28 protein-coding genes are annotated in these 21,795 nt (G+C 35.1%); 3 read left to right on the top strand and 25 right to left on the bottom strand.

The annotated features are described in order from the left end of the window. Positions 1-83: 83 nt before the first annotated feature. The 8 genes from ACPWSO_RS03965 to ACPWSO_RS03930 form a co-directional block, all read right to left on the bottom strand. A complete protein-coding gene (locus tag ACPWSO_RS03965) occupies positions 84-1,244 on the bottom strand; it encodes a replication initiation factor domain-containing protein (protein ID WP_426081509.1) in 1,161 nt (386 codons plus the stop codon). A 106-nt stretch (positions 1,245-1,350) separates the two neighbouring features. After that, entirely contained in the window at positions 1,351-1,623 is a 273-nt protein-coding gene (locus tag ACPWSO_RS03960) for a hypothetical protein (protein ID WP_426081507.1), read from the bottom strand. Then, the gene (locus ACPWSO_RS03955; RefSeq protein WP_426081506.1) at positions 1,620-2,369 is read right to left on the bottom strand and encodes an ATPase; all 750 of its coding nucleotides are present in this window, start codon (positions 2,367-2,369) and stop codon (positions 1,620-1,622) included. The genes ACPWSO_RS03960 and ACPWSO_RS03955 overlap by 4 nt, the downstream gene beginning before the upstream one ends. Before the next feature lie 76 nt (positions 2,370-2,445). Continuing rightward, positions 2,446-2,697: a hypothetical protein gene (locus ACPWSO_RS03950; RefSeq protein ID WP_426081505.1), complete on the bottom strand. Its 252-nt coding sequence runs from the start codon at positions 2,695-2,697 to the stop codon at positions 2,446-2,448. Then, on the bottom strand, positions 2,697-4,931 hold the full coding sequence (locus tag ACPWSO_RS03945) for a hypothetical protein (RefSeq protein ID WP_426081504.1): 2,235 nt from the start codon (positions 4,929-4,931) through the stop codon (positions 2,697-2,699). The genes ACPWSO_RS03950 and ACPWSO_RS03945 overlap by 1 nt, the downstream gene beginning before the upstream one ends. Before the next feature lie 89 nt (positions 4,932-5,020). Beyond that, a complete protein-coding gene (locus ACPWSO_RS03940) occupies positions 5,021-5,224 on the bottom strand; it encodes a hypothetical protein (RefSeq protein WP_426081503.1) in 204 nt (67 codons plus the stop codon). 15 nt (positions 5,225-5,239) lie between these two features. Beyond that, positions 5,240-5,680, bottom strand: a complete 441-nt coding sequence (locus tag ACPWSO_RS03935; RefSeq protein ID WP_426081502.1) for a hypothetical protein — start codon at positions 5,678-5,680, stop codon at positions 5,240-5,242. Positions 5,681-5,682: 2 nt separating this feature from the next. Continuing rightward, entirely contained in the window at positions 5,683-5,922 is a 240-nt protein-coding gene (locus tag ACPWSO_RS03930; protein WP_426081501.1) for a hypothetical protein, read from the bottom strand. A 395-nt stretch (positions 5,923-6,317) separates the two neighbouring features. On the opposite strand from ACPWSO_RS03930, the gene ACPWSO_RS03925 reads away from it, so the two are divergent. Beyond that, positions 6,318-6,656 (top strand): helix-turn-helix domain-containing protein, encoded by a 339-nt coding sequence (locus tag ACPWSO_RS03925; RefSeq protein WP_426081500.1) that lies wholly within the window; start codon positions 6,318-6,320, stop codon positions 6,654-6,656. 118 nt (positions 6,657-6,774) lie between these two features. Here the strand turns inward: ACPWSO_RS03925 and ACPWSO_RS03920 are convergent, their stop codons facing one another. The 8 genes from ACPWSO_RS03920 to ACPWSO_RS03885 form a co-directional block, all read right to left on the bottom strand. Beyond that, positions 6,775-7,935 carry a replication initiation factor domain-containing protein gene (locus tag ACPWSO_RS03920; protein WP_426081509.1) on the bottom strand — a complete coding sequence of 387 codons (1,161 nt, stop codon included), beginning with the start codon at positions 7,933-7,935 and terminating at the stop codon, positions 6,775-6,777. A 106-nt stretch (positions 7,936-8,041) separates the two neighbouring features. Next, complete coding sequence (locus ACPWSO_RS03915; protein WP_426081507.1) at positions 8,042-8,314, bottom strand: hypothetical protein; 273 nt, start codon at positions 8,312-8,314, stop codon at positions 8,042-8,044. Next, positions 8,311-9,060, bottom strand: a complete 750-nt coding sequence (locus ACPWSO_RS03910) for an ATPase (RefSeq protein ID WP_426081506.1) — start codon at positions 9,058-9,060, stop codon at positions 8,311-8,313. The genes ACPWSO_RS03915 and ACPWSO_RS03910 overlap by 4 nt, the downstream gene beginning before the upstream one ends. Before the next feature lie 76 nt (positions 9,061-9,136). After that, a complete protein-coding gene (locus ACPWSO_RS03905; RefSeq protein WP_426081505.1) occupies positions 9,137-9,388 on the bottom strand; it encodes a hypothetical protein in 252 nt (83 codons plus the stop codon). Beyond that, positions 9,388-11,622: a hypothetical protein gene (locus tag ACPWSO_RS03900; RefSeq protein ID WP_426081504.1), complete on the bottom strand. Its 2,235-nt coding sequence runs from the start codon at positions 11,620-11,622 to the stop codon at positions 9,388-9,390. Before ACPWSO_RS03900 ends, ACPWSO_RS03905 begins: the two co-directional genes overlap by 1 nt. Before the next feature lie 89 nt (positions 11,623-11,711). Beyond that, positions 11,712-11,915, bottom strand: a complete 204-nt coding sequence (locus ACPWSO_RS03895) for a hypothetical protein (protein ID WP_426081503.1) — start codon at positions 11,913-11,915, stop codon at positions 11,712-11,714. A 15-nt stretch (positions 11,916-11,930) separates the two neighbouring features. Then, entirely contained in the window at positions 11,931-12,371 is a 441-nt protein-coding gene (locus ACPWSO_RS03890; protein WP_426081502.1) for a hypothetical protein, read from the bottom strand. Positions 12,372-12,373: 2 nt separating this feature from the next. Further along, the gene (locus ACPWSO_RS03885) at positions 12,374-12,613 is read right to left on the bottom strand and encodes a hypothetical protein (RefSeq protein ID WP_426081501.1); all 240 of its coding nucleotides are present in this window, start codon (positions 12,611-12,613) and stop codon (positions 12,374-12,376) included. A 395-nt stretch (positions 12,614-13,008) separates the two neighbouring features. Between ACPWSO_RS03885 and ACPWSO_RS03880 the strand changes: the two genes are divergently transcribed. Next, on the top strand, positions 13,009-13,347 hold the full coding sequence (locus ACPWSO_RS03880; protein WP_426081500.1) for a helix-turn-helix domain-containing protein: 339 nt from the start codon (positions 13,009-13,011) through the stop codon (positions 13,345-13,347). A gap of 406 nt (positions 13,348-13,753) precedes the next feature. Here the strand turns inward: ACPWSO_RS03880 and ACPWSO_RS03875 are convergent, their stop codons facing one another. The 3 genes from ACPWSO_RS03875 to ACPWSO_RS03865 all read right to left on the bottom strand — a co-directional run bounded on the left by ACPWSO_RS03875 (position 13,754) and on the right by ACPWSO_RS03865 (position 16,465). Further along, positions 13,754-14,491: a hypothetical protein gene (locus ACPWSO_RS03875; protein ID WP_426081499.1), complete on the bottom strand. Its 738-nt coding sequence runs from the start codon at positions 14,489-14,491 to the stop codon at positions 13,754-13,756. Between the two features lie 60 nt (positions 14,492-14,551). Next, complete coding sequence (locus ACPWSO_RS03870) at positions 14,552-15,256, bottom strand: hypothetical protein (protein WP_426081497.1); 705 nt, start codon at positions 15,254-15,256, stop codon at positions 14,552-14,554. A gap of 237 nt (positions 15,257-15,493) precedes the next feature. Continuing rightward, entirely contained in the window at positions 15,494-16,465 is a 972-nt protein-coding gene (locus ACPWSO_RS03865; RefSeq protein ID WP_426081496.1) for an alpha/beta fold hydrolase, read from the bottom strand. Positions 16,466-16,913: 448 nt separating this feature from the next. Between ACPWSO_RS03865 and ACPWSO_RS03860 the strand changes: the two genes are divergently transcribed. After that, positions 16,914-17,558 carry a histidine phosphatase family protein gene (locus tag ACPWSO_RS03860; RefSeq protein WP_426081495.1) on the top strand — a complete coding sequence of 215 codons (645 nt, stop codon included), beginning with the start codon at positions 16,914-16,916 and terminating at the stop codon, positions 17,556-17,558. Positions 17,559-17,819: 261 nt separating this feature from the next. Here ACPWSO_RS03860 and ACPWSO_RS03855 read toward each other — a convergent pair whose 3' ends face one another. The 6 genes from ACPWSO_RS03855 to ACPWSO_RS03830 all read right to left on the bottom strand — a co-directional run bounded on the left by ACPWSO_RS03855 (position 17,820) and on the right by ACPWSO_RS03830 (position 21,754). Next, positions 17,820-18,089 carry a hypothetical protein gene (locus ACPWSO_RS03855; RefSeq protein WP_426081493.1) on the bottom strand — a complete coding sequence of 90 codons (270 nt, stop codon included), beginning with the start codon at positions 18,087-18,089 and terminating at the stop codon, positions 17,820-17,822. Further along, the gene (locus ACPWSO_RS03850; RefSeq protein WP_426081492.1) at positions 18,086-18,400 is read right to left on the bottom strand and encodes a DUF2089 family protein; all 315 of its coding nucleotides are present in this window, start codon (positions 18,398-18,400) and stop codon (positions 18,086-18,088) included. The genes ACPWSO_RS03855 and ACPWSO_RS03850 overlap by 4 nt, the downstream gene beginning before the upstream one ends. A 463-nt stretch (positions 18,401-18,863) precedes the next feature. Beyond that, positions 18,864-18,992 carry a hypothetical protein gene (locus tag ACPWSO_RS03845; protein WP_426081491.1) on the bottom strand — a complete coding sequence of 43 codons (129 nt, stop codon included), beginning with the start codon at positions 18,990-18,992 and terminating at the stop codon, positions 18,864-18,866. Between the two features lie 22 nt (positions 18,993-19,014). Then, on the bottom strand, positions 19,015-19,575 hold the full coding sequence (locus tag ACPWSO_RS03840) for a hypothetical protein (protein ID WP_426081490.1): 561 nt from the start codon (positions 19,573-19,575) through the stop codon (positions 19,015-19,017). A 781-nt stretch (positions 19,576-20,356) separates the two neighbouring features. Then, on the bottom strand, positions 20,357-20,662 hold the full coding sequence (locus ACPWSO_RS03835; protein WP_426081489.1) for a hypothetical protein: 306 nt from the start codon (positions 20,660-20,662) through the stop codon (positions 20,357-20,359). A gap of 93 nt (positions 20,663-20,755) precedes the next feature. Then, positions 20,756-21,754, bottom strand: a complete 999-nt coding sequence (locus ACPWSO_RS03830; protein ID WP_426081487.1) for a hypothetical protein — start codon at positions 21,752-21,754, stop codon at positions 20,756-20,758. Between the last annotated feature and the right edge of the window lie 41 nt (positions 21,755-21,795).

Below are 21,795 nucleotides of genomic sequence, written 5' to 3'. Positions count from 1 at the left end.
AATGTATATTATGTAAACTAGTAAATTAATGAAATACTGACACTATAGGCTTTATGTGTCACCTACGGTGTCAGCAATCAAAGTTAACCGAAGCTTTCTAGATAATCACGTTCATTAAATGCTTCACGTATCCTGTTTTTTTGATCTAGCTTGTCATTTTCAATAAAATCAAGTTTTCCCTGTTCATTTACTCTAAAGCTCTTTATCATTTGTTTGTGCTGTTTAGTCATTCTTTTTCGCCCGTCCTCAGCAATATTAGTTACGAACTGACTACCAAAACAATCCTCTAAAATTGCCATTGATACCGAGACTTGACTTTCAACCCAGCTTCTAGTGCGATAGACTGATTTTTCCAGCGGTTGCATTGTCAAACGTACGCCTTTAACTTCGCCTAAGAAGTTAGACCAAAAATCACACACTTTCCAGCGACTTTTATTTGAATCACTTTTATTTGGAATTAAGAACGCTAAGTATTCCGCCATAATCGATTTAGCTAGCTCACCTATTTCTAAGTTACCAGCAGCAACCATATTCATGACCACTTGCGCCCGTTCTTGTCTTAACTGGATTTCATAACGATTCCAGAAATCAATACTTTTGTCTAAATCAACACCCTGAGAATTTACGAGTTGTGCGAGTTTATCATAAAAACGAAATTCAACGTCACCTTTACCGATATACAAAGTTTGTCCTGAAATTTCAGATTTATGTTGCATATCTCCGTTTTCAATGTATCTCCATGAACGAGTGCCAGCACTGCTTCTGAAATGTTTTTGTCGCATTTTACGATGTAATGTGTTAATATTTAAACAATTCACATAATCGTCAATGGCTACGTCTAAACGTGTTATGTGATGAATTGTGAAAGCTGATTTGATTAGATTAAAGAAATCAATCCAAGTTAGACCTTTCCAATTATTCTCTAAAAACCGACAGCCCTGTCCTTTCACGTCCAAGTGTGTCAGGGCTTTTTTTGTGCCTTGCGGATTGTCATTTCTAATCATAACCGTTATAAAGTTCTCGAATTTATACATATATTCATATTCGTTAGAATCAGCAAGTTTTTTACATTCGAAATCGTCAACAGACAGGTGAAGCATATCGCATAAACCATTCGAAAAAATATTTCCCTTAAAAGTCACAGAAAACCAGTCAACGCAAGCCTCAAGAGGGTTCCTAGATGTAGAGTGTAGGGGGGTGTTACTAGACCCCCCACTTGCGAAAATTTCCTCGTAATTTTTCATTTTGTCCGCCCTTCCTATCTCCGTTTTAGTCGTCAAGCGCAACCGCTTTGACGAGGCAACAGCCCGACAAATTCGGAAGTCCCTTCCCAATTCGCCTGACCGTTGATTATTCATATAAATCGACAGCAATTATTTTCGTTTCTGCTCGTTTGTTTTTTCCTCGGTGAAAAAGGTCAACAGTCAAAACTAACTTTGCATTTTTCTTCAGTTCGGGCAGTTCGATTTTATGATTAAGAATGAAGCTCAATTTCATACTTGTTTTAGGTAGCCTAACGTGCAATATGCGGCCTTGTCTACCTTCCGAGTATCCACGTTCATTTCTCAACGCCTCATAGCTGTAAAGCCGTTCAAAATACACGAAATCATAAGGCGTAATCATGAATCTATCAACAACAAAACTTCATTATCGTCAATGAGTTTGCGTACTTTCACAGCTTCCTCAAAACGTTCCTCAATCGGCTGTTCCTGATGCCGAGATAAGTTGTCAATCACCGCATAGGAATCATACAACTCTCTCATATCGTCCGTTTGAATATAGTTATATTTTGACTTGACAGGTAGCTTCGAATCTTTATTCGCATTCGCTATATAATACTCATATTCGACAGGGTCATACCATTTCTGAAAGACCCAGCGCCCCAGCAATGTACGACATTGAACGACCTCAAAAGTCTGTTCCCTGATAGGCTTAGCAACTCTAGTGAATACCTGACTTGTCGCCAATATTTTAATTGCCTGTTTTCTCTGCTGGGTAATTGTTCGCAGTATCGTTACTGGAAATGTACGCACTGTATTGTCAAAATCATTTTGAATCTCGTCCCAGCCAATCACAAGACCGTTATACCCCTGTTCCCTGACCAGCTTCGGCAAGTCAACTAAATCGTCCAGCGTGCTTAAACTCATATCTTCGTATCGATAACCGAAGTTCGTCGCTATGAATATGTCTTTATATTGCGCTCTATAACGTTCGAGCTGCTCGACCATACTAGACGTTTTCCCGCTACCTTGACAGCCTGAGTACAAACGTAAGCCGTATTCCTGAAACGGTTTAATGCCTGCACGCATTAACTTGATTCGTTTAGCAGAATCGACAGCTTTATATTTTATGAATTGAAATATTTTCAAGGTCAATTTCTCCTTTCCTAAATTTTCTTATTCGTTAAAAATTCATTGTGAGTAAAGGATTCGCGAGCGAATCTCTTTACTTCACAAATGGAATTTTTCGAACGACAGCAAAGAAAATATTTTTGATTAACGTGAAGTTGTCTCTTAGAATATATAAGCCCAATATCGATAAAATTAATGAAACACTGACCGCATTATCTAAGAAAGCGAACAGGTCACGAAGCGGGTTCAACATGCCCATATCTATGCCAAAATCAAACGTAGGAATTAAAGAGATAACAATATCAACTAAACCAAAAATCAGCTTAAAAACTAATTCTAAAAGCATTATTCAACCACCGCGTTTCTTTCATGTATCCAGCGATACATGTCAATTAAAAACCATAATAATATCCCACCGTTGGCGAATGGCTTCACAACTGCAAGGAATTTATTCAAGTGGCTCATTGGCAATTTAACTGTCCCTATCGCAATCGTGTTACCAGCAAGCTGACTAGAGCCGAAATCGACGTCTAAGTCTTCAAATGACTTTTGAGAGCCTGAGAAAAGATTTTTAATACTTGAAACTGAATCAAAAATGAAACTGAATTTCAGTTGAATCTTATCAGAAACACCCGTCCACTCATGGTCAAGGAAATCAAGATTTTCGGGAACTATTAGAGCTATGATTTTATCTAATAAATTGTTTAGAAAATCAAGAATATCCTTAAGCGAAGAGCCTAATGTCCCTATCAATTCTTTAAGAAAATCCCAAATGTTTGAACCAGCTTCGTTTACGATATTTCCAAAGCTCAATTTTGATAACAATGCTTCTAGTCTGTCAAAATCAAATGTTTTATTCATGAGCTTTACGAGATACTGAAGAATTAGATCCAGACGACCTTTTAGCAAATCGACCAGCTTAGTTAGTGTTTCAGCGTAATCGATTAAAACATTTATTCCCCGCATAGTTGAAATTAACGCTTGAAAAATATCCAACAACATATCTAAACTTTCGCCGAATCCTTCAACAATTGAGTACCTAATGCCGTACAACAACGTATCAAGAAATTCTGAAAAAATTCCAGTTCCCTTTCCGTCCTCAGCAGAAAAGTAATCATTTATAATAGCTCTTATGTCATTGACTGTGTAAATCCTCAGCGACTTCAACAAATCTTTTAAGCCTTCAAACTGTCCTTTAAGGAGTTTCATAAATACCCCGTCCTCCTCAAAATACATTTTGAACTTGTCAATAGAATCCTTAACAGCGAGCAAAGCAGCAATAATACCAACGTCAGACCAACTTGTTCCACCGTTTGTCTTAATCGCGTCTATTTGACTTTGAAGGTCGCTATCTTTAGCGGATGAGATAACACCCAACGCATTAATATTGTTCTGCAAATTCGTTACAGAGCTGTGAATAAAAGAATCAATATTATCCATTCGTTGACTATTCGCACTAATGTTCTTTTGTAAATTCGTTACGGAGCTATGCATATAACTATCCATATTTTCGATTCTTTCACTGTTTGCGCTAATATTTTTCTGCAAGTTCGTTACAGAGCTATGCATGAAACTGTCCATATTATCCATTCGCTCGGAGGTCTTCGTATTTAAGGCATTAATATTATTCTGCAAACTCGTTACAGAGCTATGCATAAATTTATCCATATTATCCATACGTTCCGAGGTCTTCGTATTCAATGCATTAATGTTATTCTGTAAACTAGTTACAGAGCTATGCATGAATGTATCCATGTTTCCAATCCGTGTACTATTTGCGTTAATATTGTTCTGCAAGTTCTTAACCGCTGTTTGCCAGCCAGCGTCTATATTATCCATTCGACTAGTTACTTTCGTATTCAACGCATTAATATTATTCTGTAAACTCGTTACGGAGCTGTGTAAATAACTATCAATATTATTCATTCGGCTAGTCGCTTTTGAATTCACGTTATTAATATTTGTCTGTAAATTTTTTACTGCATTATTCCAGCCAGCGTCTATATTATTCATTCGACTAGTCGTCGAGTTTTTCACGTCGTCTATTCTCGCATTTGTCGCAAAGATACTATTTTTTGTCGCCCTCAACAGCAAATCAAAATTAATACTTTCAGCGTTTGGCATGTGCCAAGCATAGATGTTCCAACCGTCAAACGCGCCGTTGATATACGCAACGTTCGCAGGTCCTCCACGTGTCGTCGAAAAGAACGCATTCGTCCACGTTGCTCGTGCCAAGGCTACTCTAGAACGAATTGAAGGGGATTCCAAAGACGAGCCGTCCTCACTCGTTGCGAGCTCGTCAGCACCTTGAAAAAGCGCAGAATCGGCTAACCAAGGCGGACTTATCGGGACGACTTCGGGAGCATATTCTTGATTTTCTTCATATTCGGCAACGGGTTCTTGCCCTTGAATACCCAAATCAGGAGTATCCAGCATATTTTCAGGGAGACCGCTATCAGCGTTATATAAATCACTACCCACATCATTTCCAGACCGTAAATCGTCAGCAGAGACAGTAACGGCAGAAATGAAAACGCAATGACAGACAGTAACAAGAATAAAAAAACTATACCTATCCACTTACCTATTTTTTTTAGATCAATCATGTTTTTTTCTCCTTTCATAAAATAGAAAAGGGCTAGGCTTTCGCCTAGCCTCAAATGAGTACATTAACCTTTAATCGCAGATTTACCGAAGCGCTTAGCGATTTTAGGAGCCGCAAAAAGGGCTGCAATAACCAAACCAGCAGTAATGATAACAATTGCATTATCCGTAAAGATTGAAGAAGCAAAGTCAACAACCCATTGTACAGGCTCAGACAAATCAACTTTCGGAGCAGTTGGCATAGTAATAGCACCAATTAAACCAAACATACGCTTAACCTCCTTTTAATATAAAATTATTGAAATTACTTTACTGGCAATATAAGAACCGAGCTTATAAAGGGCATAACCTGAAACAGCAACTAGCCCAATTACCAGTAAAGAAGATAGCAACCAATCTTGATTGACATTTGTTTGTGCTTGTTCTTCCTGATACGCTATTAAGGTCTCGAGATTTTCATTGAGTTTATTCAATGATTCGTCAGAAGCTGAACTGTCCGCACTTTCTATTTTGCTTAGAGCTTCTAACACAGAAGCACGAAACGACTGTTCTTGTTCTTTCTCCGTTACCTTCTCCGTATTAGATATTTCAGACTGTTTAGAATCCTCAGTAGCTTGTGTAGTACGTTCAGAACTTTCACGTTGAAGCTCCTTTTCGTATAATTCTTTGAGTGCCTTCAAATCGTTTTCGAGTGCCTGGAGGTCTTCTTTTTTCAGTTCGCTCATAACTAAGCACTCATAGCACTAAGGCAAGTAAACGACATATTATAACCACGTTTTTCGCACTTAAGTTCGACCGTGCAAGGGTCTTCTACTTTCACAGTAGCAACAAATGAGTCGTCACAGAAAAATTCTAAAATCTGATAAGAAACTGGGTCAGCAAATCTTGCGATTTTATACGGATTCCCTGTTTTACTTGTTTTTTCCTCGACGCCTCGATAAATTAATTTTGATGTATTTTTAAACATAAGCATTCCCCTTTCTTAATTGATATATATATTAAACACTTAAAAGTGTGTAATAGACTGTCAAAAAACTCCCAGAAAACTTTTATGAGAAAGGAACAATATAAAAGCCGATACAATGCTCTTTATTCTGATGAAGCGATACAAGTTTTTTTCTAAATTCAATACATTTTTCAAATGAAAGCCCCTCAATACCAGTCCAGCAATTATCACGCATGCAGAAAACAACATTATACTTTTTCATTTTGTCATATCCTTTCTTGTTAAAAAGTAACGAGTTTGCGTTAACAAGTAAATTATAACACTATTGCGTTATATGTCAACGCTATAAAGCTAACTTTTTTAATCAATATTTGATATAGTTTAATAAGTTAATGAACACGAAAGGAGCGGTTTCCGTGTCAAATACAGAAAAAACAAATGAACATGAATTAATCAAAGATAGAATATATTACTATTTAGAAAAGAAAGACATAACGATAAATCGCTTAGCACAGCTTTCAAATATCAGACAATCTACTTTAAGCTCTATTATAAATAGACAAGGTGTGCCAAGGGTTGACACAATACACCAAATTTGCCGAGGACTAAATATAACAGTTAAAGAGTTTTTTGACTTTCCGCCTTACAATAAAATAGATTTAGATACGAATAGCGAAGAAGAACTAATGAACTATCTAGAAACCGTCAGTGAGGAATTGCGCACTATACAAGAACGTATCAAACAAAAAAAATAAGAGTAGGGTCTTCCCTGCTCTTATTTCAAATGTGCAATGTATATTATGTAAACTAGTAAATTAATGAAATACTGACACTATAGGCTTTATGTGTCACCTACGGTGTCAGCAATCAAAGTTAACCGAAGCTTTCTAGATAATCACGTTCATTAAATGCTTCACGTATCCTGTTTTTTTGATCTAGCTTGTCATTTTCAATAAAATCAAGTTTTCCCTGTTCATTTACTCTAAAGCTCTTTATCATTTGTTTGTGCTGTTTAGTCATTCTTTTTCGCCCGTCCTCAGCAATATTAGTTACGAACTGACTACCAAAACAATCCTCTAAAATTGCCATTGATACCGAGACTTGACTTTCAACCCAGCTTCTAGTGCGATAGACTGATTTTTCCAGCGGTTGCATTGTCAAACGTACGCCTTTAACTTCGCCTAAGAAGTTAGACCAAAAATCACACACTTTCCAGCGACTTTTATTTGAATCACTTTTATTTGGAATTAAGAACGCTAAGTATTCCGCCATAATCGATTTAGCTAGCTCACCTATTTCTAAGTTACCAGCAGCAACCATATTCATGACCACTTGCGCCCGTTCTTGTCTTAACTGGATTTCATAACGATTCCAGAAATCAATACTTTTGTCTAAATCAACACCCTGAGAATTTACGAGTTGTGCGAGTTTATCATAAAAACGAAATTCAACGTCACCTTTACCGATATACAAAGTTTGTCCTGAAATTTCAGATTTATGTTGCATATCTCCGTTTTCAATGTATCTCCATGAACGAGTGCCAGCACTGCTTCTGAAATGTTTTTGTCGCATTTTACGATGTAATGTGTTAATATTTAAACAATTCACATAATCGTCAATGGCTACGTCTAAACGTGTTATGTGATGAATTGTGAAAGCTGATTTGATTAGATTAAAGAAATCAATCCAAGTTAGACCTTTCCAATTATTCTCTAAAAACCGACAGCCCTGTCCTTTCACGTCCAAGTGTGTCAGGGCTTTTTTTGTGCCTTGCGGATTGTCATTTCTAATCATAACCGTTATAAAGTTCTCGAATTTATACATATATTCATATTCGTTAGAATCAGCAAGTTTTTTACATTCGAAATCGTCAACAGACAGGTGAAGCATATCGCATAAACCATTCGAAAAAATATTTCCCTTAAAAGTCACAGAAAACCAGTCAACGCAAGCCTCAAGAGGGTTCCTAGATGTAGAGTGTAGGGGGGTGTTACTAGACCCCCCACTTGCGAAAATTTCCTCGTAATTTTTCATTTTGTCCGCCCTTCCTATCTCCGTTTTAGTCGTCAAGCGCAACCGCTTTGACGAGGCAACAGCCCGACAAATTCGGAAGTCCCTTCCCAATTCGCCTGACCGTTGATTATTCATATAAATCGACAGCAATTATTTTCGTTTCTGCTCGTTTGTTTTTTCCTCGGTGAAAAAGGTCAACAGTCAAAACTAACTTTGCATTTTTCTTCAGTTCGGGCAGTTCGATTTTATGATTAAGAATGAAGCTCAATTTCATACTTGTTTTAGGTAGCCTAACGTGCAATATGCGGCCTTGTCTACCTTCCGAGTATCCACGTTCATTTCTCAACGCCTCATAGCTGTAAAGCCGTTCAAAATACACGAAATCATAAGGCGTAATCATGAATCTATCAACAACAAAACTTCATTATCGTCAATGAGTTTGCGTACTTTCACAGCTTCCTCAAAACGTTCCTCAATCGGCTGTTCCTGATGCCGAGATAAGTTGTCAATCACCGCATAGGAATCATACAACTCTCTCATATCGTCCGTTTGAATATAGTTATATTTTGACTTGACAGGTAGCTTCGAATCTTTATTCGCATTCGCTATATAATACTCATATTCGACAGGGTCATACCATTTCTGAAAGACCCAGCGCCCCAGCAATGTACGACATTGAACGACCTCAAAAGTCTGTTCCCTGATAGGCTTAGCAACTCTAGTGAATACCTGACTTGTCGCCAATATTTTAATTGCCTGTTTTCTCTGCTGGGTAATTGTTCGCAGTATCGTTACTGGAAATGTACGCACTGTATTGTCAAAATCATTTTGAATCTCGTCCCAGCCAATCACAAGACCGTTATACCCCTGTTCCCTGACCAGCTTCGGCAAGTCAACTAAATCGTCCAGCGTGCTTAAACTCATATCTTCGTATCGATAACCGAAGTTCGTCGCTATGAATATGTCTTTATATTGCGCTCTATAACGTTCGAGCTGCTCGACCATACTAGACGTTTTCCCGCTACCTTGACAGCCTGAGTACAAACGTAAGCCGTATTCCTGAAACGGTTTAATGCCTGCACGCATTAACTTGATTCGTTTAGCAGAATCGACAGCTTTATATTTTATGAATTGAAATATTTTCAAGGTCAATTTCTCCTTTCCTAAATTTTCTTATTCGTTAAAAATTCATTGTGAGTAAAGGATTCGCGAGCGAATCTCTTTACTTCACAAATGGAATTTTTCGAACGACAGCAAAGAAAATATTTTTGATTAACGTGAAGTTGTCTCTTAGAATATATAAGCCCAATATCGATAAAATTAATGAAACACTGACCGCATTATCTAAGAAAGCGAACAGGTCACGAAGCGGGTTCAACATGCCCATATCTATGCCAAAATCAAACGTAGGAATTAAAGAGATAACAATATCAACTAAACCAAAAATCAGCTTAAAAACTAATTCTAAAAGCATTATTCAACCACCGCGTTTCTTTCATGTATCCAGCGATACATGTCAATTAAAAACCATAATAATATCCCACCGTTGGCGAATGGCTTCACAACTGCAAGGAATTTATTCAAGTGGCTCATTGGCAATTTAACTGTCCCTATCGCAATCGTGTTACCAGCAAGCTGACTAGAGCCGAAATCGACGTCTAAGTCTTCAAATGACTTTTGAGAGCCTGAGAAAAGATTTTTAATACTTGAAACTGAATCAAAAATGAAACTGAATTTCAGTTGAATCTTATCAGAAACACCCGTCCACTCATGGTCAAGGAAATCAAGATTTTCGGGAACTATTAGAGCTATGATTTTATCTAATAAATTGTTTAGAAAATCAAGAATATCCTTAAGCGAAGAGCCTAATGTCCCTATCAATTCTTTAAGAAAATCCCAAATGTTTGAACCAGCTTCGTTTACGATATTTCCAAAGCTCAATTTTGATAACAATGCTTCTAGTCTGTCAAAATCAAATGTTTTATTCATGAGCTTTACGAGATACTGAAGAATTAGATCCAGACGACCTTTTAGCAAATCGACCAGCTTAGTTAGTGTTTCAGCGTAATCGATTAAAACATTTATTCCCCGCATAGTTGAAATTAACGCTTGAAAAATATCCAACAACATATCTAAACTTTCGCCGAATCCTTCAACAATTGAGTACCTAATGCCGTACAACAACGTATCAAGAAATTCTGAAAAAATTCCAGTTCCCTTTCCGTCCTCAGCAGAAAAGTAATCATTTATAATAGCTCTTATGTCATTGACTGTGTAAATCCTCAGCGACTTCAACAAATCTTTTAAGCCTTCAAACTGTCCTTTAAGGAGTTTCATAAATACCCCGTCCTCCTCAAAATACATTTTGAACTTGTCAATAGAATCCTTAACAGCGAGCAAAGCAGCAATAATACCAACGTCAGACCAACTTGTTCCACCGTTTGTCTTAATCGCGTCTATTTGACTTTGAAGGTCGCTATCTTTAGCGGATGAGATAACACCCAACGCATTAATATTGTTCTGCAAATTCGTTACAGAGCTGTGAATAAAAGAATCAATATTATCCATTCGTTGACTATTCGCACTAATGTTCTTTTGTAAATTCGTTACGGAGCTATGCATATAACTATCCATATTTTCGATTCTTTCACTGTTTGCGCTAATATTTTTCTGCAAGTTCGTTACAGAGCTATGCATGAAACTGTCCATATTATCCATTCGCTCGGAGGTCTTCGTATTTAAGGCATTAATATTATTCTGCAAACTCGTTACAGAGCTATGCATAAATTTATCCATATTATCCATACGTTCCGAGGTCTTCGTATTCAATGCATTAATGTTATTCTGTAAACTAGTTACAGAGCTATGCATGAATGTATCCATGTTTCCAATCCGTGTACTATTTGCGTTAATATTGTTCTGCAAGTTCTTAACCGCTGTTTGCCAGCCAGCGTCTATATTATCCATTCGACTAGTTACTTTCGTATTCAACGCATTAATATTATTCTGTAAACTCGTTACGGAGCTGTGTAAATAACTATCAATATTATTCATTCGGCTAGTCGCTTTTGAATTCACGTTATTAATATTTGTCTGTAAATTTTTTACTGCATTATTCCAGCCAGCGTCTATATTATTCATTCGACTAGTCGTCGAGTTTTTCACGTCGTCTATTCTCGCATTTGTCGCAAAGATACTATTTTTTGTCGCCCTCAACAGCAAATCAAAATTAATACTTTCAGCGTTTGGCATGTGCCAAGCATAGATGTTCCAACCGTCAAACGCGCCGTTGATATACGCAACGTTCGCAGGTCCTCCACGTGTCGTCGAAAAGAACGCATTCGTCCACGTTGCTCGTGCCAAGGCTACTCTAGAACGAATTGAAGGGGATTCCAAAGACGAGCCGTCCTCACTCGTTGCGAGCTCGTCAGCACCTTGAAAAAGCGCAGAATCGGCTAACCAAGGCGGACTTATCGGGACGACTTCGGGAGCATATTCTTGATTTTCTTCATATTCGGCAACGGGTTCTTGCCCTTGAATACCCAAATCAGGAGTATCCAGCATATTTTCAGGGAGACCGCTATCAGCGTTATATAAATCACTACCCACATCATTTCCAGACCGTAAATCGTCAGCAGAGACAGTAACGGCAGAAATGAAAACGCAATGACAGACAGTAACAAGAATAAAAAAACTATACCTATCCACTTACCTATTTTTTTTAGATCAATCATGTTTTTTTCTCCTTTCATAAAATAGAAAAGGGCTAGGCTTTCGCCTAGCCTCAAATGAGTACATTAACCTTTAATCGCAGATTTACCGAAGCGCTTAGCGATTTTAGGAGCCGCAAAAAGGGCTGCAATAACCAAACCAGCAGTAATGATAACAATTGCATTATCCGTAAAGATTGAAGAAGCAAAGTCAACAACCCATTGTACAGGCTCAGACAAATCAACTTTCGGAGCAGTTGGCATAGTAATAGCACCAATTAAACCAAACATACGCTTAACCTCCTTTTAATATAAAATTATTGAAATTACTTTACTGGCAATATAAGAACCGAGCTTATAAAGGGCATAACCTGAAACAGCAACTAGCCCAATTACCAGTAAAGAAGATAGCAACCAATCTTGATTGACATTTGTTTGTGCTTGTTCTTCCTGATACGCTATTAAGGTCTCGAGATTTTCATTGAGTTTATTCAATGATTCGTCAGAAGCTGAACTGTCCGCACTTTCTATTTTGCTTAGAGCTTCTAACACAGAAGCACGAAACGACTGTTCTTGTTCTTTCTCCGTTACCTTCTCCGTATTAGATATTTCAGACTGTTTAGAATCCTCAGTAGCTTGTGTAGTACGTTCAGAACTTTCACGTTGAAGCTCCTTTTCGTATAATTCTTTGAGTGCCTTCAAATCGTTTTCGAGTGCCTGGAGGTCTTCTTTTTTCAGTTCGCTCATAACTAAGCACTCATAGCACTAAGGCAAGTAAACGACATATTATAACCACGTTTTTCGCACTTAAGTTCGACCGTGCAAGGGTCTTCTACTTTCACAGTAGCAACAAATGAGTCGTCACAGAAAAATTCTAAAATCTGATAAGAAACTGGGTCAGCAAATCTTGCGATTTTATACGGATTCCCTGTTTTACTTGTTTTTTCCTCGACGCCTCGATAAATTAATTTTGATGTATTTTTAAACATAAGCATTCCCCTTTCTTAATTGATATATATATTAAACACTTAAAAGTGTGTAATAGACTGTCAAAAAACTCCCAGAAAACTTTTATGAGAAAGGAACAATATAAAAGCCGATACAATGCTCTTTATTCTGATGAAGCGATACAAGTTTTTTTCTAAATTCAATACATTTTTCAAATGAAAGCCCCTCAATACCAGTCCAGCAATTATCACGCATGCAGAAAACAACATTATACTTTTTCATTTTGTCATATCCTTTCTTGTTAAAAAGTAACGAGTTTGCGTTAACAAGTAAATTATAACACTATTGCGTTATATGTCAACGCTATAAAGCTAACTTTTTTAATCAATATTTGATATAGTTTAATAAGTTAATGAACACGAAAGGAGCGGTTTCCGTGTCAAATACAGAAAAAACAAATGAACATGAATTAATCAAAGATAGAATATATTACTATTTAGAAAAGAAAGACATAACGATAAATCGCTTAGCACAGCTTTCAAATATCAGACAATCTACTTTAAGCTCTATTATAAATAGACAAGGTGTGCCAAGGGTTGACACAATACACCAAATTTGCCGAGGACTAAATATAACAGTTAAAGAGTTTTTTGACTTTCCGCCTTACAATAAAATAGATTTAGATACGAATAGCGAAGAAGAACTAATGAACTATCTAGAAACCGTCAGTGAGGAATTGCGCACTATACAAGAACGTATCAAACAAAAAAAATAAGAGTAGGGTCTTCCCTGCTCTTATTTCAAATGTGCAATGTATATTATGTAAACTAGATAAAATATAATTAACGAATAATTCAAAACACAACCTCTCACTCTCTCCAAATTTTTAATTCAATCAAAATAAGCAGCACATATAAAGAAAGCTTCTTGTATGTGCTGCTCTACTTATGAATAAAAAACGATATTTTGTTTAAAGGTTGCTAATCAAGAAAAGAAAAATTTAAATCAATAATCATTCTTTCTAATAGCGTCTCTATTTCCACATGAATTTTATTTGTATATGTCTCTAACTCATCAAATGGATTATAGTTAAACCTATGGTTTTCTAAATAGAGCCATATTTCATCTTAATTCTTTTTGAGAACTAACTTTTTTGACAGTTTAATGTTGAACGGGTTTATTCAATGTTTGACATAAGCATCAAAAGATAACTTCTTTTTGTAAATTTTTGATATATCAGATATCTTTAACTCTCTTAGGTTATTTATACTAATTTTCTCATTTATATCTCCCAAAATATTATATGGTTTTACTTTTTCTATGTCATCATTTTTTGCTAGTAATTCAAAAAGCTTATCTCCAAAATCATTTTGAATGTTAACCACTTCTAAATTAGTACGAGCACCGTTCCGCACTTTATCATGTAAACTATTCAATTCTTCTTCCAACCCTTGATTCTTAAACGTTAATAAGTCAACCAATTTATTATTAATCTGAGGTTGAAAGCTAGATTCTTTGGCAATCAAGGTATTCCTAACAATACGTTTATTATGTTGCTCTTTGCCTAATTTATAGTGAAAATAATTCAAACAAGGATCATCTAATACTTGTGGAAGATTGTTTTTATCGAATTCTTGTCTTTCATCTACTATAAATACTAAATCACAGTAAAAATAATTTCCAACATAGGTTCCTTTTATGTTCTTGGGTCTTGGTTCAGGAATCACATAAAAAATAATGTCATTTGTATTTGCTTTCATCAAATGACTTTCTTTACAATTTGTAGCCCTGAATCGTTTGCTCCAAATATAAGGACACCAATTGCTTTTTTCATCTAGTTTATCTGAAACAATTGTTTTTTCATCAAAAACGTAAGCCTCTCTTTGACTTGCTTTATGAAAAAAAATCCAATAATTCATCATATTTCCTCCATATATTTATCAATATTATCCTTTTGAGAAATTCCAAATTTAAATTTTTTAGACCAAACCTTTACTTTTATAATAGTTGTACTTCATAACTCCTTGTTCCACTGTTATGATTGGCGATAAATCGACTGTAATCGTATCAAAATTAATCAATTTTGCTAAAAATGCTTTATGACTCCCTCCTGAAGTTATGTAATATTTATCTGAGTTTATATCATAACTAGCAATAGGAGTTTCTGTAGCTGGGTTTTTAAGTAGTTTAACGAAACTTTCGGAATCGTTTATATATAGATTAACTAACTTATCGAGTTTCTCTTCCACTTTCAGTGTCGGAGTAGTCTTTCCATCAAGGAAATCCAGAAAAATATCCCCCCAATTATTGTAGCCTTTAAACCTATTGATCCCCACTATTCTCTTTACAGGTATTTCCTTTCTCTCTACATCAAAAACATCAGTTGTATATTTTCTGACCTCCATAACTTCAACAGGTATTGTCATTAATTCATCCACTGAAAGCGAATTGAAATCCCCAAGCATTTGTTTCAAACGAATAACACGCTGTTCATTTTCTATAATTAGAGCTTCCCATGCTTTAAAAGAGGTTTGTTTCTGTTTTCCGTCTAAAAAAGGAGCTCTCTTTAGTTTAATATCATTTTCCAGATTTCTTTTAAACCTTTTTTTATTCAGTAGCCTAACAATATAATTGCGATATTCATAACTAATAATATCGTCGATTACCTTACTTTTATCCCCCAAAAATAGTCATCCTGGTATTTCCAAGCTTTCAATTTTCCCCCTCATTTCTTATAATGTTAATCTTCTTACCTAATACTTTGATTTCTGAACATGCAATCAATTTCTTTGAAACTCATTCCTCCACAGGTTCATTGTGCATTTCTAATCTAATTCATCAGCAGCTTCTTCCAACACTATCTGAGTTTCACTTAAACGGTTCCAGCTACTAATCGTTTTTGAGAACTAAATACCGGCTTTCTATAAATTATCAGCCAAGTCAGTTTTATTATATAAAACATCTTCTCGAAGAATGCGACACATTTTTTCTGGTTCTTCAAAACAGGGGCTATGTGCCGAATTTTCAAAAGTATAAAATCCAACAACTGGAGCTTTAATGTTCTTTACAAACTGCTTCGACAGACTGTAAGAAACTTGATAATCAAACTGACCATGTAGCACATAAATTGGAACTTCTAATCTAGGTACTTCCTTTTCAAGATTCTTTTGTAGTATTATATCCCACAGGCAGTTCAATGCGAAAGAATTTCCCTTCATGAAACGAACTTTGTCCATTAATTTATAGCCTTTAAAACGAATAAGTATCCCTCCGATAGACATCACAGATCTACATTGTCGCATCAGTCCTATACCTAGTTTCATCATTGCAGCATTTCTAACAGATAAATAAGCAATCTCCACTTTAGCCCCTTGATTGATTGGTACTTTCTCAAGCTTCTTTATCATTTTTTTATCACCTCTAGTACGGAATTCATTTAACATATACTTATAGGCCAACCTTTCTGACTCTATTTGTTGATTCATTTGGCCTATCCCAATGTATGCCTGAAAAAGTTCAGGACTTTTTTGAACAGTTAATATTCCAAGTAAGGTTCCCCAAGAATGTCCCATAATGAAGATTTTCTCTTTAGAAAATCTTTCACGCAAGTAGCTGACCACAAAAAGTGTATCAGCTATCATTTGATTAATCGTCATTGTCTCTCTACTAACATTCTTTCGGTACGAAATACCACTACCTCGCTGTTCCCACCAACAGACCGTAAACAAATCTTCTAAGCCGGTAGGATATTCTTGAGTAAACATTATTTCAGGGGAACCAGGGCCACCATGTAAAAACAGTAATACTGGATTTCCAATATTTTTACTCTGTATAAACATCCCTTGTTTATTCCCATTTACTTCTATGAATATTTTTTCATTCAATTGTTTCACTCTTTTTGTCCTCATTTCTAACTTTTTTTTGACTCTCTTACCTGAATCATCAATTTCTATCGTTTTTGAGAATCCCAATTATTTTCTAAAGCCACTTTTATTGCTTCATTTTCTTACCTAAAATTTTAGATATATTGTTTGAGTGTTTCATAATCAACAGGCTCATTTGTAAAGTCAACATCCAAATGTTCTACATGTTCTTTTCCAGCCAGCGAGAGTAGCGGAACAAATCCATAGTCAGTTGAATTTGAAGACAGCTTTACTTCAACATCGCCAAGTTGAGAAACAAAAGGTGTATATTCTTCTTCTAATATCTATATCCCGCCGTTACGCTTTTACTTTAGCGTTGTTTTGGGCGGGGGGTTCTGGTACAATGTTAATAATTTATTGGTTCGACTATTGCCGATAAGGTGAAGCGATTACATAGGATTATTTCGGAGGATAAAACATGAATTCAACAGTTACTTTCTATATTACTCGACATGGGGAAACATTACTTAACTATTTACATAAAGCACAAGGTTGGGCAGATTCCCCATTAACTGAAAGAGGAATCCAAACAGCCTCACAACTAGGACTGCAACTGAAAAATGTCCAATTTTCGGCTGCATTTTCCAGTGATACATCCAGAGCTTTACAGACTGGAAAAAACATATTAACTGCACAGGGGCAAAATGAACTGCAAGTTATTACTGATGAAAGGCTCCGTGAGTGGTGTTTGGGCTGCTGGGAAGCAGAAAATAATGATAAATTTATTTCCAGTATGATGAATGAATTACAGATACAAAATGATTTTGCAGAACTTAATTTCCGTCTGCCGGAAGTTCATGAGATTATTTATAAATCCGACACAACAGGTATGGTTGAACCGTTTCATATGATTACGGATAGATTGGAAAGTTTTCTCAAAGATACAGCTGATAATTTTATTCACTTGAATAATCCAAACGTCCTGATTGTTACTCACGCTTTTACTATTAAAACATTGTTGTATTTGTTTTCAAAAGAAATGTTGCGAAAAAGACCTAAAATCAAAAATGTCGATATTATTACTATTAAGTGGGATGGCAAAAATTTTTCTATCCTTACATAATAAGCATGATACACCTACTGCTAAGGAACACTATATACAAAAAATCTTTTCTAAATACTCATCTGGATATTTATTTATATACTCGCAGTGTCCATAACCATTAAAAAACTGGATATCTACATTTCCAGTTTTTTAATGGTACGGTTACTAAATCATGCGTTTTTTTACTTCCAAATAGAAAAGGTAATTTCCTACTTCCCTCTAACAATCGTTTTGTGAAAGACGGACTTTGCTTAAATTCGAAAAATCCAAATGATACCATCACAAGTCTTTAGCTTTCATCAAGTCAATTCTCTTTTGATTTTCTTTTTTAGAATTCAGATATCCTTTATACCACACACCAATAAATGCTATCGGAGCAACTAATACTGCTAACGAAAAATTAGTTGAATCAGCAAGATACATCCAACCAGATACTACTAGGAAAAGAATAGGTAAAAAAGAACCCACTATCTTTTTCTGATGTAAACCTAGTTGATATTGAACGGCAATCAATAAAAAAATAATAACAAAAACAACTAAAGTTCTCACACATTTTCCTCCTTGCTTTGCTTCTCATATTTTTCAATAATTATTTTTGCGATATTAAGGTCAATCTTTTCATCTACAGCTAATTCCTTAATAAAAGATCTGAATGGTTGCTCATCTCTCTTATCATTGATTTGAATTTTTTGGATCAGCCTATCTAACCTTAAACGAACGGTAGGGTATGATACATCATAGAATTTTGCTACCTCTTTGATATTGCCCGATTTTAAAATAAAGTTTTTCACAAATTCTGCATCTTCACTTTCTAAAGACGAGAACCAATTAGGTACATCTTCAATATTTATAATAATCACCTCAACAATGTATTTAATAATATTAATTATATCTTTAATATTATTAAAGTCAACAATAAAAAAGCCTTCTTAATTAGAGACAACCTTCCTACTTTTATTTAAAAAATAGACAACACCTCCGATTATTGTCATTTACCGTAGAAGCTATACTAAAATCAGATTCTTCATCAATACCAATGATAATGTATGCATCTCTGTCCTCTAGATTATTTGCCATGCACATAATATCATGTAGTAATGCCCCTTTATCATCATGCCATTTTTTTGAAATCCCAGTATGGCCCCTCTACTTTGGAATCTATTAAGTTCAAGATCTCGTGTTCAAACTTTTTAATAGTTTCCCCCTCCTCTTTTTAGTAACAACGATTTAGCTGGTTTACCTACTTTCTATTTTCAAAATCATGGCACTAAATCAGCTAATTACTGTCTATAATTCAAATAACTTCATTTTGATTGGTTCCAACTACTGATCCTTTTTGAGAACTAATTTTTCTAAAATTCTAGGTGTAAAGTTTTCATCTTGAACAATTGTATTTGCTGCCAAGCCAGAAACTAATGCTGAAACCAGGATTACCATTGCTGCCTTCATCATAATCAAAAACTTCACTATAATGTCAGTCTTTTTCTGATTGTAAGCTACCTGATAACTTATTTATTCTAAGAATATATTCTTTCTCACTAACTAGCATAGCAAAGAAATCTTCTAACCTTCCTGCTTTCTCAATCTCAGTAAAAAAAGATTCATGGTCAGTACTATATACAACAGGGTTTTTCATATCTTTATCAGCACAACATACAAAATAAAAATTTGGAAAGCTGTCTGTCTCACCAATTATTATAAATTCAAGAAATTCTTCATTAATAACCTTTCTTATCACGTTCTTGTCAAGATCACCAAATTCTCTATGGTCCTCTGTTCCATGTTTAAATGGCGTAAATAATTTTGTCTGATATTGTATACGAGGATATGGAATATCTGAATATGAAATATTTTTTCCTTCCTTTAATTTCTTATAAATGTCATCCTGTAAATAATATTCAAAATCACCAAAAAGATAAGATTCAGAAAAAACAATGTTCTCCAAATTGCTTATCATAGACTTATTATCAAAGTGACATTTTCCGCCTAATTCAATAACTCTTGCTTCAATATTCTCTTGTACATTTTTTATCAATTTTACTCTTCCTCTCAAATTTTCGTAAATACTAATATATGATATGAAGTTGTTTGTTGCTGTTCTGCTGTTTTTGGGTTTTAAACTTAACAGATATTTTGATCACAAAAGCCTCTCTTCCGTTTGAACTATTTGAATAGATCCTTTTTGAGAACTACCATCTCGTACTCAACGTAGCGTATATAGCCCATGCAATCACTACTACTAACCCAATGATAACCGGGCTGAAAATTAACATAACCATACCTATAATCATTTTACCAATTGGCAAATCTTCTTTCTTCTTATTATCTTTCACTCTTTACCTCTTTCAATCCTTTATACATTGATCCATTAGTATTTGACCTTAAGCAGCTACATAAACCTTTATCAGTTTGCATCCGTATATCTGCATTCCTAACTCCGACCAATTTTCCTTTATTAATCTCAGTTTTGAATACTCTTCTTGCTTAATATCCTTTTCACCACTAGTTCTTTCCACTCTATTATAACAATTGATAACAGAATTGAAACTAACAAAATGATTATCAATCCTAGTGTTAATATTATTAGACTATAGGCAAGTACTACACCGATTGTTACTTCCCATATGTTTAATCCCATAATCATACCTCCCTTCTGCTTTTTTATTTGTTAACTCAATTGCTTCAGAATCATTCATTTGGAAATCTTCTTTCTAATCCTTTTTGATAGTTCATTCAAATTCACGTTCACTGATTTCTGTACATCTACCTGCTCTTACGGCTGCCTTCCCGCCGACTGATTCCGTTATCCAACAAATCTATGGCAACAACAAATCTTTCCACATCCAAGCATCATATTCATCTACAAATGGTTCATATAGATATCCCTCTGGAATGTCATCTTTATACCTTCTAAAAAATTCTGTGTAAACATCAAAAACTCCTTTTCCATTTTTTTCATATTTCACCATAATCTCTTCTAGAGTTACCGCTGTTCGCATCTTTTCTGGAAGGAATGCTTCATACATAATAGAGATTCGCTTATATTTCTCTCTTTCAAGATCCAATTTCACATATTCTATTGAAAATTTAGCTATCATGGAGACTAATATTAAAAATATCATAAGTCCAATCCACTTTTTTTGTGTTTAATAAAAGCATTTTTCATGTTTAATCTACTCACTAATTTCATCTTCTTTCCTTTTTCCTCTTCACATTCATTCGTTATCTTTTTTGAGAACTGCACCAATAAGCTCCATTTTATTTTGTTCCGATATTTTTTCTAGCCCAGCGAGAAAGCCCCAATCAGCAACTGGTCGCTTACTTCCCCTCATGTTAAATAGAACCCGAGATCCAACCTTAAGTTCCGGATAGTAATAACTATCATTTGATAATACACCTCGATACATACCCTCTAAGACATCACTATCATGTTTCTCTTTAGTATCTTTTGTTACCAATACCCAGCAACCTTCTCCATTCCCATTAAAATAGTCTTCTTTGGAAAACGGAAAATTTACTTTTATATATTCTGTGTACTCTGTATTATCCACTAAAGTTCCTTCTTTCTGATCCTTTTTGAGAGGATACTTTACAGACATCAGTTGTTTACTTTCACTTTCAGAAATACTAAGTGTTCTTGTTATAGCATTACCATACTCATTTCCAATCCATCCGTACCAACCACTCTCCCCATCTTCTTTTTCCACTGGAATACAAAACATGCTCGACGAATATCCTATATCTAAAACTAAATAAAGAGCTGTCATTGTTTCAAATAGATAGTACAAATTCCCAAAAATAGGAATAGAATCAATAAAATCATGTCTTAAATTTTGATATGCGTTGTTCCAACCATAATTCATTTTTAAATTTCCATTCACAGCCACGTTAATATTACATTTTTCTTCATTTTTTCTAAATGGTATAAAAATCCTGTTGTCAAACTGATACAAATTCCAGTGAATATATATTGCTTTATCTTTTAGTTTCAATTTGGAAATCACTTTGGGATTATCGTAGTGTGTTGGTTTTTCCCCAGTTTTTTTCTCATAAAAATACTTTAAAGCAGATTCTAGCAAACCAGCAGCCCTTACAACTAAATCAGCAATTCTAGGAGAATAGACTTTCTTCTGTTTCTCACTTAGTGTAATTGAATAGGCTAATTCCCTTATTTCATTTTCTAAAGATATGTAAATTTGCTTGTACTCTTCCATGCGGTCCTCCTACTAATCATTTTTGAAATTACTATAAAAAG

This window comes from Enterococcus sp. LJL51 (genome assembly GCF_049894025.1).
GTDB lineage: Bacteria > Bacillota > Bacilli > Lactobacillales > Enterococcaceae > Enterococcus_L.
Note: the sequence above shows the minus strand (reverse complement) of the source record. Positions and strands in the feature narration are given on the sequence as shown.

What these genes read in the sequence shown, in the direction of transcription:
- ACPWSO_RS03950 (WP_426081505.1), bottom strand. Translation starts at nt 2,697, where the DNA reads ATGCTTTTAGAATTAGTTTTTAAGCTGATTTTTGGTTTAGTTGATATT.
- ACPWSO_RS03890 (WP_426081502.1), bottom strand. Translation starts at nt 12,371, where the DNA reads ATGAGCGAACTGAAAAAAGAAGACCTCCAGGCACTCGAAAACGATTTG.
- ACPWSO_RS03835 (WP_426081489.1), bottom strand. Translation starts at nt 20,662, where the DNA reads ATGATATTTTTAATATTAGTCTCCATGATAGCTAAATTTTCAATAGAA.
- ACPWSO_RS03915 (WP_426081507.1), bottom strand. Translation starts at nt 8,314, where the DNA reads ATGATTACGCCTTATGATTTCGTGTATTTTGAACGGCTTTACAGCTAT.
- ACPWSO_RS03920 (WP_426081509.1), bottom strand. Translation starts at nt 7,935, where the DNA reads ATGAAAAATTACGAGGAAATTTTCGCAAGTGGGGGGTCTAGTAACACC.
- ACPWSO_RS03875 (WP_426081499.1), bottom strand. Translation starts at nt 14,491, where the DNA reads ATGAATTATTGGATTTTTTTTCATAAAGCAAGTCAAAGAGAGGCTTAC.
- ACPWSO_RS03935 (WP_426081502.1), bottom strand. Translation starts at nt 5,680, where the DNA reads ATGAGCGAACTGAAAAAAGAAGACCTCCAGGCACTCGAAAACGATTTG.
- ACPWSO_RS03940 (WP_426081503.1), bottom strand. Translation starts at nt 5,224, where the DNA reads ATGTTTGGTTTAATTGGTGCTATTACTATGCCAACTGCTCCGAAAGTT.
- ACPWSO_RS03965 (WP_426081509.1), bottom strand. Translation starts at nt 1,244, where the DNA reads ATGAAAAATTACGAGGAAATTTTCGCAAGTGGGGGGTCTAGTAACACC.
- ACPWSO_RS03905 (WP_426081505.1), bottom strand. Translation starts at nt 9,388, where the DNA reads ATGCTTTTAGAATTAGTTTTTAAGCTGATTTTTGGTTTAGTTGATATT.
- ACPWSO_RS03895 (WP_426081503.1), bottom strand. Translation starts at nt 11,915, where the DNA reads ATGTTTGGTTTAATTGGTGCTATTACTATGCCAACTGCTCCGAAAGTT.
- ACPWSO_RS03860 (WP_426081495.1), top strand. Translation starts at nt 16,914, where the DNA reads ATGAATTCAACAGTTACTTTCTATATTACTCGACATGGGGAAACATTA.
- ACPWSO_RS03885 (WP_426081501.1), bottom strand. Translation starts at nt 12,613, where the DNA reads ATGTTTAAAAATACATCAAAATTAATTTATCGAGGCGTCGAGGAAAAA.
- ACPWSO_RS03845 (WP_426081491.1), bottom strand. Translation starts at nt 18,992, where the DNA reads ATGATGAAGGCAGCAATGGTAATCCTGGTTTCAGCATTAGTTTCTGGC.
- ACPWSO_RS03960 (WP_426081507.1), bottom strand. Translation starts at nt 1,623, where the DNA reads ATGATTACGCCTTATGATTTCGTGTATTTTGAACGGCTTTACAGCTAT.
- ACPWSO_RS03830 (WP_426081487.1), bottom strand. Translation starts at nt 21,754, where the DNA reads ATGGAAGAGTACAAGCAAATTTACATATCTTTAGAAAATGAAATAAGG.
- ACPWSO_RS03930 (WP_426081501.1), bottom strand. Translation starts at nt 5,922, where the DNA reads ATGTTTAAAAATACATCAAAATTAATTTATCGAGGCGTCGAGGAAAAA.